The organism is Clostridium algoriphilum (assembly GCF_020443705.1).
Classification (GTDB): Bacteria; Bacillota; Clostridia; order Clostridiales; family Clostridiaceae; genus Clostridium_AD; species Clostridium_AD algoriphilum.
This window is the reverse complement of sequence record NZ_JAIZZK010000006.1, coordinates 17,803-30,489: the sequence shown is the minus strand read 5'-3', so window position 1 is coordinate 30,489 and position 12,687 is coordinate 17,803. Positions and strand designations below refer to the sequence as shown.

12 protein-coding genes are annotated in these 12,687 nt (G+C 30.2%); 3 read left to right on the top strand and 9 right to left on the bottom strand.

All coding sequences use genetic code 11. The features are described 5' to 3' along the window. Positions 1–83: 83 nt before the first annotated feature. From LGK95_RS06995 to hydF, 3 genes are all read right to left on the bottom strand, one after another. Positions 84–629, bottom strand: coding sequence for a DUF5317 domain-containing protein (locus LGK95_RS06995; protein ID WP_226123575.1), 546 nt, complete (start codon positions 627–629; stop codon positions 84–86). Between the two features lies 1 nt (position 630). Further along, positions 631–1,911, bottom strand: coding sequence for an HD-GYP domain-containing protein (locus tag LGK95_RS06990; protein WP_226123573.1), 1,281 nt, complete (start codon positions 1,909–1,911; stop codon positions 631–633). Positions 1,912–2,570: 659 nt separating this feature from the next. Next, the gene (hydF, locus tag LGK95_RS06985) at positions 2,571–3,761 is read right to left on the bottom strand and encodes a [FeFe] hydrogenase H-cluster maturation GTPase HydF (RefSeq protein ID WP_226123571.1); all 1,191 of its coding nucleotides are present in this window, start codon (positions 3,759–3,761) and stop codon (positions 2,571–2,573) included. Between the two features lie 330 nt (positions 3,762–4,091). Here hydF and LGK95_RS06980 point away from each other — a divergent pair, with 330 nt between their 5' ends. Continuing rightward, a complete protein-coding gene (locus LGK95_RS06980; protein ID WP_226123569.1) occupies positions 4,092–4,877 on the top strand; it encodes a polysaccharide deacetylase family protein in 786 nt (261 codons plus the stop codon). A gap of 55 nt (positions 4,878–4,932) precedes the next feature. On the opposite strand, the gene pssA is transcribed toward LGK95_RS06980, so the two are convergent. The 4 genes from pssA to LGK95_RS06960 form a co-directional block, all read right to left on the bottom strand. Then, complete coding sequence (gene pssA, locus LGK95_RS06975; RefSeq protein ID WP_226123567.1) at positions 4,933–5,451, bottom strand: CDP-diacylglycerol--serine O-phosphatidyltransferase; 519 nt, start codon at positions 5,449–5,451, stop codon at positions 4,933–4,935. A 236-nt stretch (positions 5,452–5,687) separates the two neighbouring features. Beyond that, a complete protein-coding gene (locus LGK95_RS06970) occupies positions 5,688–6,866 on the bottom strand; it encodes an acetyl-CoA C-acetyltransferase (protein ID WP_226123565.1) in 1,179 nt (392 codons plus the stop codon). 24 nt (positions 6,867–6,890) lie between these two features. After that, positions 6,891–7,070, bottom strand: a complete 180-nt coding sequence (locus LGK95_RS06965; protein ID WP_226123564.1) for a hypothetical protein — start codon at positions 7,068–7,070, stop codon at positions 6,891–6,893. Positions 7,071–7,258: 188 nt separating this feature from the next. Next, positions 7,259–8,968, bottom strand: coding sequence for a sigma-54 interaction domain-containing protein (locus LGK95_RS06960; RefSeq protein ID WP_226123563.1), 1,710 nt, complete (start codon positions 8,966–8,968; stop codon positions 7,259–7,261). Between the two features lie 227 nt (positions 8,969–9,195). Between LGK95_RS06960 and LGK95_RS06955 the strand changes: the two genes are divergently transcribed. After that, positions 9,196–9,786: a protein kinase family protein gene (locus LGK95_RS06955; RefSeq protein ID WP_226123562.1), complete on the top strand. Its 591-nt coding sequence runs from the start codon at positions 9,196–9,198 to the stop codon at positions 9,784–9,786. A 122-nt stretch (positions 9,787–9,908) separates the two neighbouring features. Here LGK95_RS06955 and LGK95_RS06950 read toward each other — a convergent pair whose 3' ends face one another. Next, positions 9,909–10,097, bottom strand: a complete 189-nt coding sequence (locus LGK95_RS06950; RefSeq protein WP_226123561.1) for a ferredoxin — start codon at positions 10,095–10,097, stop codon at positions 9,909–9,911. 204 nt (positions 10,098–10,301) lie between these two features. On the opposite strand from LGK95_RS06950, the gene LGK95_RS06945 reads away from it, so the two are divergent. Continuing rightward, a complete protein-coding gene (locus LGK95_RS06945) occupies positions 10,302–10,748 on the top strand; it encodes a DUF2383 domain-containing protein (protein WP_226123560.1) in 447 nt (148 codons plus the stop codon). A 233-nt stretch (positions 10,749–10,981) separates the two neighbouring features. Here the strand turns inward: LGK95_RS06945 and ilvD are convergent, their stop codons facing one another. Next, a complete protein-coding gene (gene ilvD / locus LGK95_RS06940; RefSeq protein WP_226123559.1) occupies positions 10,982–12,652 on the bottom strand; it encodes a dihydroxy-acid dehydratase in 1,671 nt (556 codons plus the stop codon). Positions 12,653–12,687 lie beyond the last annotated feature (35 nt).

Here is a 12,687-nt window from a genome sequence, read left to right as displayed (position 1 = left end):
ATAAAAGCACCAAAAATGTATATAAATTCAAAATTATCGGTTTACCTAAAGTATTATATCCAAAAAAATGAATTAAATTCTCATTACTTATTAATTTTTATTTCAGCAGTTTTTTTCATTCCTGTAATTATAAATAACATTAGTCCTACTGCCGTAATAATATCTCCTATACTTATGGCAAAATTCCTCAAAAAAGTTAGTGGAATAACATCTCCTAAAAACCAAAATATAGTATCCCTATTTATTAGTGTGTATAGTCCTTCTTTGCTTATATCTAATGTTATCCCCGCGGCCTCTGCCGCTTTAGCACTAACTGGCATTGCTCCTCCATTTAAGAAAATTGGAATAGCGTTAAGTAAAAAGCCTACTCCCATAAGCACTATATATTTATTTTTTCTGTTAAAATAAACAAAAACTACTAATAAAATATACATTATAGAATCTAATATATATGTAAATTCACCTATATTAAAAATCCCTTTACGTATACAAATAATAATAAATACCTCTATAAAAAATGATATAAATATAAGATATGCACCTTTTATATCTACATTCTCTAAATTCTTCAATCTTCCTTTTAATACATATCCAATTATAATTGCAAAAAACAAACCCTCAATAAACATTTTAAACCTCACCTTGTTTTTTTTGTTTCTCTAGTACCCTAAAATATGCTTCAACTACTTTTGGATGAAACTGACTACCTGAATGTTTTTTAAGTTCTTCAATAATTACATCCTGACTTAAAGCCTTTCTATAAGGCCTATTTGTAGCCATAGCATCAATAGAATCTGCTAGTTGAACAATAAAAACGCTAAGGATTAGCTCATCATCTCTTTTACCATCAGGATATCCTTTTCCATCATATCTCTCATGATGGTGACGTACTATTGGTAATATATTTTCAAGATTTTTAATATCTTTTAGAATATTATATCCTATAAGTGGATGTTTTTTTATTACATTAAATTCATCATCCGTAAGTTTACCAGGTTTATTTAGAATATGATCATCAATTCCAATTTTTCCAACGTCATGTAGCAGAGATGCCATATTTAACTGTTCAATTTTCCATTCTGAATATTTCAGTTCTTTTGCTATACTTCCTGAAATTTCAGCCACTCTTTTTGAATGTCCTTGTGTGTATACATCTCTTGCCTCTATCGCAAGCATAAGAGCATCTAAGGTTTCGACATATTGAGATTTTGTTTGAATATATAAGGAGAAAGTGTATCTTGCTAATACTATAGGGACTAATACAAGAAGCACACCGACGTAACTATATAAATTGAATAGATATGCTAATAAAATACCGAAAGGAGTCATAGCAAAAGTATTTAATAATACTAATTTGAAATTGATTAAAAATGAATATATAATACCTTTTTTATTAGTTATTGAATATACCATTGATATAATAAAAGTGTTAATTATATAAAACACAATACCAAACACAATAATCGGTAGTAGATTGCTATCTAGTCTACCCTTATAAGTAGTCCCACCTGTTAGTTTGTAAAAATAATTACCATAAATAATTGGTAATGTAAATCCACAGCAATTAAATAAGGTTCCATAAAAAGGTGTGTTAAATACATGCTTATATTTGCTATCTACTTTAAAGGCTCTACATATAAATCCAAATACTAAAATTATTATTGCATTCAATGTGCCAAATAAAATAAAAGAAGCAACTGTAATTGCAAAACTTGTACTAAAAGAAATGTTTCTGTACGTTACTGTAATACTTTCCGTTAACGCAGTTAAAAATATAAAAAATATAAGAATATCAAACCTTACTGGAAAATAATTCGATGATTCTGTTTTAAAGAAAACAAGGAAAGACATAAAAGTTAAAAGATAAATAGTAAAAAGATATATTTTAAAATTTAAGGGTAGTTTCTTCATTGTTTCCCTCCTATATATTAAAGGCCGATTACCTATCTAACTAAAAAATCCAACTTGCTGTTGATCCACCTGCTATAGCAAGTGCTAAGATAACTAGTAAAATTGTACTTATTTTCTTCATAATTAATCCCCCCCCCTCTATTTAAATTAGTAGGGCATTCTATGCCCTAACACCAATTTCTTCTAGCATAGGCAAGTAAAATAATTGTTTCTTTAACTAATCTAAATATATTATATGGCATCGGCCTTTAAATCAAATTCATAAGCCACTTAGTGACTTTTAACAACTCTATTAATTGTTAAATTTACTTTTCATTCTATTTATATCTACAATAGTAACTTTTGCGATAGCTTTATTGGTATTATTTCTTGAAATATAAAAAATCCATGATATGTACTTAGTTTATGTAATCATAAGCAATATGCCACCATTTAATAACAGTATGCAATCCTTATAAACAGTTCTTTTTTATAGTATTACTACTAATTTAATATTAACATAATGCTAAGAATTAATATACAATATCTTCTTTATAATTTACTGCTTTTTTCTATATTTTATTATATAAAAGTATAAAATCCACAACGAAGGTTTTTAATCACCTTGGTTGTGGATTTTTTATTCTACATTATGCCTTCGAAGTTTCGTTCAAGAAAATTTACTCAAAAGCACTAAGTACTCTATCTAATATACCATTTATATGAGCTATTGCTATACCAAAATTAGTGATAGGTAGTTCTACTATATTAGCTTTTTTAATTCTTGACATTAACTGCTGTCTATTAAACATACAAGCTCCACAATGGACTATTAGCTTATATCCACTTAACTCCTCTGGAAAACTGCTTCCTGCACAAACTGTTATATCTAACTTTCCCCCTACTTTTTCTGCAAGCCACATAGGTAATTTTTCTCGCCCTATATCACCTTCAAGTGGATGATGGGTGCAAGCTTCAGCTATAAGCACTTTATCTCCTGGTTTCAGTGTATCTATAGCTCTTGCGCCTTTAACTAAGGTGTTTAAATCTCCCTTATACCTAGCCATAAGTATAGAAAAAGAAGTAAGGGGAACATCCTTTGGTATAATAGCATTCACTTTCTTAAATACCTGAGAATCTGTAATTACTAAATCTGGTTTCTCCTTTAGAGAAGCTAAAATATCGTCTAATTCACTATCTTTTACTACCAGTGCCATTGCATCATTATCAAGAAGATCTCTTATTATTTGAACCTGCGGTAGTATTAGTCTTCCTTTTGGGGCTTGAATATCTTGAGGTGCCACTACCAATACTTTTGCCTTAGGCTTTACTATATCACCAACAATTGTACTTTTTTCAAAATCCTCAGGCGCAGCAGCCATAATTGCTTTTTTTAATTCATCAATATTTAATCTATCCTTAGCATTAACTTTTACAAATGATATATCTATTACCTTTTGGATATGTTCTATTAATATATCATTTTTATCAATTTTGTTTATTACCCCAACTACTGGTATTTTTCTTTCCTTTAAATCTTCATACCATACCTTTTCAAAAGATAAATCAGCCCCATCACCATCTATAACTAAAAGTGCTAGATCTGTTTTATCCATAACTTCCTTGGTTTTTTTAATTCTAAGCTCTCCGATTTCCCCTTCATCATCAAGTCCTGCAGTATCTATAAGGACGACAGGTCCTATTGGAAGAAGCTCCATTGCCTTATAAACTGGGTCTGTTGTAGTTCCTGCCAAACTAGAAACTAATGCTATATCCTGCGATGTAAGTGCATTAATTAAACTTGACTTACCCACATTTCTTTTCCCAAATATAGCTATATGAAGTCTATTAGAATTTGGTGTTTGCTGCATAATATAACCTCCTCCTGTTCTTTAGGTTGATTTTATAGTTGCTAATATATATTATTTTAATTATTTTTTAATTATTTTTTTGTGCAATCAGAAAATTCTAAATTTATTAAACAACATAATTATACAAAATTTAATCATTGATTGTCAATGTTTTATCATCTGTATATTCCTACTGCTGTTTTATCCTATTAATAAATTATCTATGATAATTGGCTTTAAATTTTTAATGTTATCTGTTTTTAAGTAAATTCTGTATATAAATATATAATGCTTTAATACATTTTTCTTTGGGTACACTAGTAATAACAAAAACTAAAGGTGAGTGATATTATGAATTTTAGAAAAAGAAATATCCTATTTGTTTTTACAACAATTATTATATGTTGTTTATTTGCTAGCCTCTCTCCTAAAGTTAATATTAAAAAAAACACCCAGGCCTTTGCGCCTCTAAATACGTCATTTAAAGACTCTGGCGATTATAAAGTTTCAAAATATGTTTATTTAACTTTTGATGATGGTCCAACCTATGTTGTTACAGATGCACTATTAGATGCATTAAAAAAGGAAAGAATAAAAGCTACTTTTTTTGTAGTTGGCAAAGAAATAATAGGCAGAGAGATAATTCTTAAAAGAATATATAATGAAGGCCATGGCATCGGTCTTCACACTTACAGTCACAATTTCAAGAAAATATATAGAAGTACAGATGAATTTGTTAATGAGATGAAAAAAACTTCTAAAAAAATTGAAGAAATTACAGGAACTACTCCTAAAATAATAAGATTCCCAGGTGGTAGCTCTAAGCGCCTCAATGCTTTTACGTTAAACGATCTCCATAAAAATAATTTTAAAGTGTATGATTGGAATGTTAATTTATGTGATGGTGTAAATCCTAATTTAAGTGTTTCGCAACTTATTAAAAATTCAAAAATTATTAAAGGTAATGAAAATTTGGCTATAATCCTTATGCATTGCAATTCTAATAATAAAAACACTGTAAAAGCACTTCCTGGAATAATAAAATATTATAAAGATTTAGGTTATGAGTTTAGAGCTATTACTGAAAACACGCCTGAATATTATTACAAATTTAAGACTAAAAAAACCTCACTTTAAAGTGAGGTTACTGCTATAATTGCGTTTTAATTTATGTTCTAGAATAAATGGTTTTTTATTTCTTTTTAAATCTTAATTTACTTATCATTAAGTAAGATAATACAACCATCAAAAACATAGTAGGTCCTAAGTTTGAAGCTTTGTTAAACATAAGTAAAGCATACAGAGCTAAAAATGTTCCTGTAATTGTAATCGGAATTCCTGAGAAAACGCCATCAAAATCTGTTATATTATATTTTGCTAATCTATATGCACCTGCTACGGGAAAAATTAATACCATCAAATATCCAATTGAACCTAACTGAGTAAAATTATAAATATTAAATATTAATATTGAAGGCGCTACACCAAATGATACTAAATCACATAATGAATCTAGTTCTTTACCTAAATCATTTTCTACATTTAAAAGTCTAGCTATTTTACCATCATATCTATCAAATATTCCTGCTAAAAGAATAAACATTGCTGCTAATTTATAATTTCCATCAAAACTCATAAGTATAGACATAATTCCACAAGACATATTGCTTAAGGTAAAAATGTTTGGTACAGCATTTTTTATTTTAACCATCTATATCACTCCTATCCTTATAATTATAACATAACATATATAGTTATTCTTTAGTATTATATAACATAATTATTAAATTAACCTTAAATCCTTTATATTATAAGTTATATAATGTTTTTATATACATCTCCTGCTTAATTAACAATACAAAATTAATATTATAATAAAAAAATACTTGTACACTATTAAAACAAATAAAAAAAAGACCAGCATATTTTGCTGGTCCTATTTTGCTATTATCTTTCAACAATAACTGCAGTTCCTTGGCCGCCACCTATACATAGTGTAGCAAGTCCTTTTTTAGAATCTCTTTTTATCATTTCATGTATTAATGAAACAAGTATTCTTGCTCCTGAAGCTCCTACTGGATGTCCAAGTGCTATAGCTCCACCATTAACATTTACTATCTCTTGATTAAATCCTAAATCTTTACCTACAGCTATTGATTGAGCAGCAAATGCTTCATTAGCTTCTATTAAATCTAAATCTGCTACAGTCATTCCTGCTTTTTTCAAAGCTTTTTGAGTTGCAGGAACTGGACCGTATCCCATTATTTTTGGATCTACTCCAGCTGAACCATAAGATTTAATAGTAACTAAAGCTTTAACTCCTAATTCATCTGCTTTAGCCTTTGACATTACTATAAACATAGCTGCTCCATCATTTATTCCTGATGCATTACCTGCTGTTACAGTACCGCCTTTTTTAAATGCTGGTTTTAATTTATTCAATTTTTCTATAGTTGATCCAGCTTTTGGGTATTCATCTGTATCAAATACTATTGGATCGCCTTTTCTTTGAGGAATTATAACTGGAACGATCTCATCTTTAAATTTGCCATCTTTTATAGCTTTTTCAGTTTTTAATTGACTTTTTAAAGAAAATTGATCTTGATCTTCTTTTGTTATATTCCACTTTTCTGCAATGTTCTCTGCTGTAACGCCCATATGATAATCATTGAATGCGTCCCAAAGAGAATCATTAATCATAGTATCAACCGTTTTACCATTTCCCATTCTTGCACCCCATCTATTGACTGGAAGTACATATGGAGCATTACTCATGCTTTCAGTTCCACCTGCTAAAACTATATCTGCATCTCCACACTGAATAATTTGTGCTGCTAAACTTACAGATCTTAGTCCTGAACCACATACCTTATTTATTGTAAGTGCTGAACTTGCATCAGCCAAACCTGCATTTATAGCTATTTGTCTTGCAACATTTTGTCCAAGTCCTGCTTGTATAACGTTACCGATTATAGCTTCTTCTATTAATTCTGGTTTAATACCTGCTCTTTTTATAGCTTCTTTAGCTGCAGTTACTCCTAATTGTACAGCTGTTACTTTTGATAATGCTCCACCAAAAGATCCTATTGCTGTTCTTGCGGCTGCTACGATTACTACTTCTCTCATATTAACCCCTCCATTAATTTTTTTTTAATTTATTGTTGCTACATAATAGGAATTCATCATCTGCTTTAAAAGTTTCCCTATGTATATGTATATAGTATAAGCATTTTTCATGCCAAGTATTCCACCTTGCGCAAAGCTCATCATACCAACCTCTTCCAATATTGTAAGGCTAATTATAATTACAACTGTATACTTAGTTAACATTAATAACTGTAACTGCTTGTCTTAGTTTAGCTTGTTAATATTATAACTAATATGTTAAAAAAATAACTAAAAGTACTTTCAATGTATTGATATGAGTAAGCTTTAAATTTTCCCTAATATCCTCAGTTGTAATAGAGTATCTATTATTTATATAAAAATAGCACATGTACATAGTGTTTACATGTGTACTATTGTAGATTAGCCAATTTCATTAAATTATATCTATTTAATTTTTTATATAATCCAGCTCTACTAAGCCCCAATATCCTCGCCGTTTCTTTTTTATTTCCACCTGTCTTTTTTATACACTCCATAATAAGGTCTTTTTCAACAGTCTCAACAACCTCTTTTAGATAGTTATTTTCTAATGAATATTTTTTTATCTTATTTGCTGTTATCTTTTCAGGTAAATGCTTAGGCATTATACAAAAGTCCGCATCAAGCATGTTAATAGCTCTTTCTATTACATTTTCAAGTTGTCTTATGTTTCCTGGCCAACTATATGATTTTAGATAACCAATAGCTTCTGTAGAAATACCTTCAGAATAAATGCCCTGTTTTTCGCATATTTTTATTCTTAACTGATTTGATAACTCTTCAATATCTTCTATTCTTTCTCTTAATGAAGGTATTTTTAAATGCATAACATCCAACCTATAATACAAATCTTCTCTAAATTTTCCATCTTGAATCAACTTTTCTAATGACTTATTAGTAGATGCAATTATTCGCACGTCGATTTTTATAGCATCGTTTCCACCAACTTTTACCAATTCTTTTTCTTGAATAACTCTTAGAAGTTTAACTTGCATATTCATAGGCATATCACCAATTTCATCTAATAATATAGTACCACCATTTGCATGTTCAAACTTACCTCTCTTACCTGATTTTTTAGCACCCGTGAAAGCACCTTCCTCATAGCCAAACATTTCTGACTCAAAAAGCTCTCTTGGAATAGCTCCACAATTAATTTTTATAAATGGTTTTAAACACCTTCTACTAGCATTGTGAATAGAATGAGCGAAAAGTTCTTTACCAGTTCCACTTTCTCCAGTAATTAAAACGTTTGAGTCTATTTTTGCCACTCTTTTCGCAAGGTTCATTACTTCTAAACTTTTAATACTTTCACCTATAATGTTATCAAAAGTATATATTGCTTTTTGATCTGTGCTTAGTTCCTTTTTACTGTATTCAACTTCTTTCTCTAAATTACTTAGATTATTACCTAATATTTTAAAATTGCAATAATCCTTAAACATTACTTTTCCAATTGCCCCAACAATTATACCATCTTCCTTTATAGGAACCCTCATAGAAATCATTTTATGACCATTAGTTTCTTGAATCACTCCGTACTCTTTTTTACCAGTCCTTGCAACTATATGTAATTTTGTATTCTCAATAACTTCTGTTACATGTTTTCCTTCTGGATTTTGGCATTTAATAAATTCTTTATATCCATTACTCATCATAGTTATAATTCCATTCTCATCTACTACAACTACAAATTCATCTAAAGTATTAAATATTGTTTTTATAATGTTCCCTCGAGTTATATCCTCTTCTGAATGAACTAATAACTTATTATCTATTTTTTCACTAAATATTTGGAGTCCACCTATAACTTCTCCATTTCGACTTATAACTTTACGGGTAACAATAAATTCTCCCTCTTCTTTATTCAATTGTGCTTCTCCATTTTTAATTACACTTAATAATTCACCATACGGGAATATATTTAAAATATATTTTCCTATGCTACTTTCTGCATCAACCTTCAACATTTTTTCAGCTGCATTATTAATAATTTTTATAATTCCTTTTTTATCTATAACAATAACACCTTCATTAATATCACATATAACTTGATTGTAGTAATCATTAATTGTACCCATTTGTCACCTTCTTTTAAGCTTATAACCCAATTATAAAGTTCATAGTTTTATTAATCAAGATATTTATAGTTTATTTATTTTGCCTGTGTCACACTCTCATATATAATTAATAATATATAGTAAAAATTTATTATTATCATCTTTAAATAACCATTTCTTAATTGTATCTGTGAATTTATAATTGCTTCACAAATCTAGATACATATTAAGGAAGGAGGTGATATAACTTGAGAAGCATAAAAAATTCAAATAACGGAAATATAAACTGCTTTAATATAGATTTAAGCACTTGTAAGTATTTAGGGCAAGGACGTAATGGGAAAGTCTATTTATTGCCTGATGGCAATGCTTTAAAGATATTTTTTAAAGAAGCAAATTGCAAACATGAATATGAAATATTAAAATCTGTTGAAGGAAATAAACATTTTCCTAATGTTTATGAATATAACAGTAACTGCATGATAAGAGACTATGTTGGCGGGGTACTAATTGAAAATTATATTATGCAGTACGGTCTTAGTGCTAATTTATCTAAAAATTTAATTGAATTAATTAAGGATTTTAAAAATTTAGGTTTCACTAGACTCGACATTAGATGTGAGCATATATTTGTTCAAGAAGATGTGTCTATTATGATTATTGATCCCAGACGGACCTATGACAAAATCATTCCGTACCCAAATTCAATCTTAAAAAGTTTATATAAATTAGGTGTATTAGATGATTTCTTCAACACCCTACAAAATACAGATATACAATTATATAAGGATTGGAGCACAAAATATATTTTTGATATTAATAATGGTATACATTATTAGTATTTAATAGAAAGTTAATTGTTAATAAACAAGCTATATTAAAAACTCAGCACCAATTTTATGTTTTATAGTAGGATTTAATTTCATACCCTAAAACACATAATTGGTGCATTTCAATTGTTTTACTCTACTGTAATTGCATTAACAGGACATTGTTCTTCTGCATCCTTTGCACTACTTAATAAATTTTCTAGCACTTCATCTGATGATGCCACGGCTTTTCCATCTTCATCCATTTCGAAAATTTCAGGACATACTTCTGGGCACAATCCACATCCAATACATGTATCCTTATCAACGTGAGCTTTCATTAATATCACTCCTTTAATTCATTTTTTCTTTTACTTATATATATTTCCTTAATAACATAGTAATATACTTGCACTAAAAAGTAAGTATCCTCCGTTACCAAGAACTTGCATAATACTCTAAAAATATTAATTATAAATTCATGAGATTTATTTATGATATTAATAGTTCATTTGGGCAACATAAATAATAGAGGAGGTGATATTATGAATAGTAAGAATATTAAGAGTTTAAATACCATTCTCGAAGGTGAATATATGGCTATTAAAAGTTTTGATGCCTTAATCGAGCATGCAAACGCTGTAATCACTAAAAATGAACTACAAAAAATACAGCAAACTCATAGGCACCACGCTTCTCAAATCTGTACTAAAATACAGAACCTCGGTGGTAATCCATCAGAAAGTGTAGGAATTCAAGGTGTAGTAGCAGAGACTATTTCGAATATAAAGCATATTGGTACTACTGATAATACTGCTTATCTCAAAGAAGCACTTCAAGATGAGTACATGGGTATAAAAGCTATAAAGGAATTATTAGCTGATAACACTAATTCTAGTAGCTCGAAGCTTTTAAATAATATAATAACTCAACATCAAACTAATATTAACTCACTTAATACCCTTATTAGTACTACACGAAACGCACAGTAACACTGATATGTTATAGTTTTTTTAATAATTAATGAATTACAACCTCGACTAATTATCTAGTCGAGGTTGTAATTTACATCATATGAACTCACGGTATTACATCCAACTGTGTTGTAAAATAATATTTTTCAGGCGAATATATTATAACCTTACAAAAACGCTTTATAAAGCCTTCATGCCTATGAGTTTCTAAAATGCGGCGTTTATTTGTAATTTATTAAATTAATTTTAAATTAGGCTTTAGGAATTTCTAAAATAGCACCTCTGTTACCAGATGATACTAATGCAGCATACCTTGCAAGATAGCCTGTAGTAATCTTAGGTTGTCTTGGTTTCCAATTTGCTCTTCTCACTTTAAGTTCCTCATCGCTAACTGCAAAATCAATAGAGTTGGCTTCTATATCTATTGATATAATATCGTCTTCTTTTATTAAAGCAATATTACCACCGACTGCTGCTTCTGGAGAAACATGCCCAATTGCAGCACCACGAGTTGCACCACTAAACCTGCCATCTGTTATAAGGGCTACGCTATTACCTAACCCTCTTCCCATAATTGCAGATGTTGGATTAAGCATTTCTCTCATGCCCGGTCCACCCTTAGGGCCTTCATATCTGATAACTATAACATCGCCTTCAACAATTTTATCTGAGTTAATAGCACTTAATGCATCCTCTTCACAATCAAATACTCTTGCTGGCCCTTTGTGTTTTAACATTTCTGGTGAAACCGCAGAGCGTTTTACAACACATGAATCTGGAGCAAGATTCCCTTTAAGGACTGCAATGCCACCAGTACTACTATAAGGATTTGTAATGCTTCTAATTACATCATTACCTTCAATTTCGCATCCCTTAATATTTTGTGCAACAGTTTGACCTGTACATGTTATTAAGGTGGTATTTAGTAAATTTAATTTATTAATCTCATTCATGACAGCATAAACGCCACCAGCTTCATTTAGGTCCTCAACATAAGTATGTCCCGCAGGTGCGAGGTGGCAAAGATTAGGGGTTTTATCACTAATGTCATTTGCCATATCAACATTTAATTCAATACCAACTTCATGTGCGATTGCTGGTAAATGAAGCATACTATTTGTGCTGCATCCAAGAGCCATATCCATGGTTAAAGCATTTTTAAATGCATCTTCAGTCATAATATCTCTTGGTCTTATGTTCTTTTCTAATAACTCCATAATTTTCATTCCAGCATGCTTTGCAAGTCTAATCCTCTCAGAATAAACTGCTGGTATAGTACCATTCCCGCCAAGTGCCATTCCAAGAACTTCTGTTAAGCAATTCATACTATTTGCAGTATACATGCCTGAACAAGAACCACAGGTAGGACAACACTTATTCTCAAACTCTTCTAACTTTTCTTCTGTGATTTTACCAACATTGAAAGAACCAACTGCCTCCGATATACTTGAAAAGCTTGTTTTGCATCCGTCAATCTTTCCTGCAAGCATAGGTCCACCACTTACAAAAATTGATGGTATATTAACTCTTGCAGCCGCCATTAAAAGTCCTGGAACGTTTTTATCACAATTAGGGACCATTACTAGTGCATCAAAAGCATGTGCCATTGCCATTGCTTCAGTAGAATCTGCAATTAAATCTCTCGTAGCCAATGAATACTTCATTCCTTGATGTCCCATCGCAATTCCATCACAAACGGCTATTGCTGGAAAAACAATTGGAGTCCCCCCCGCCATTGACACACCTATTTTCACAGCCTCTACAATTTTATCTAAATTCATATGACCTGGTACAATATCATTCTTTGAGCTAACAATACCAATAAGAGGTCTTTCCATCTCTTCTTTTGTGAAACCTAACGCATTAAAAAGTGCACGCTGAGGTGCTCTGCTTGTACCTTTTGTTACTACATCACTTCTCATAATCTAACCACCTTTTATATTATAATAACTCGTTG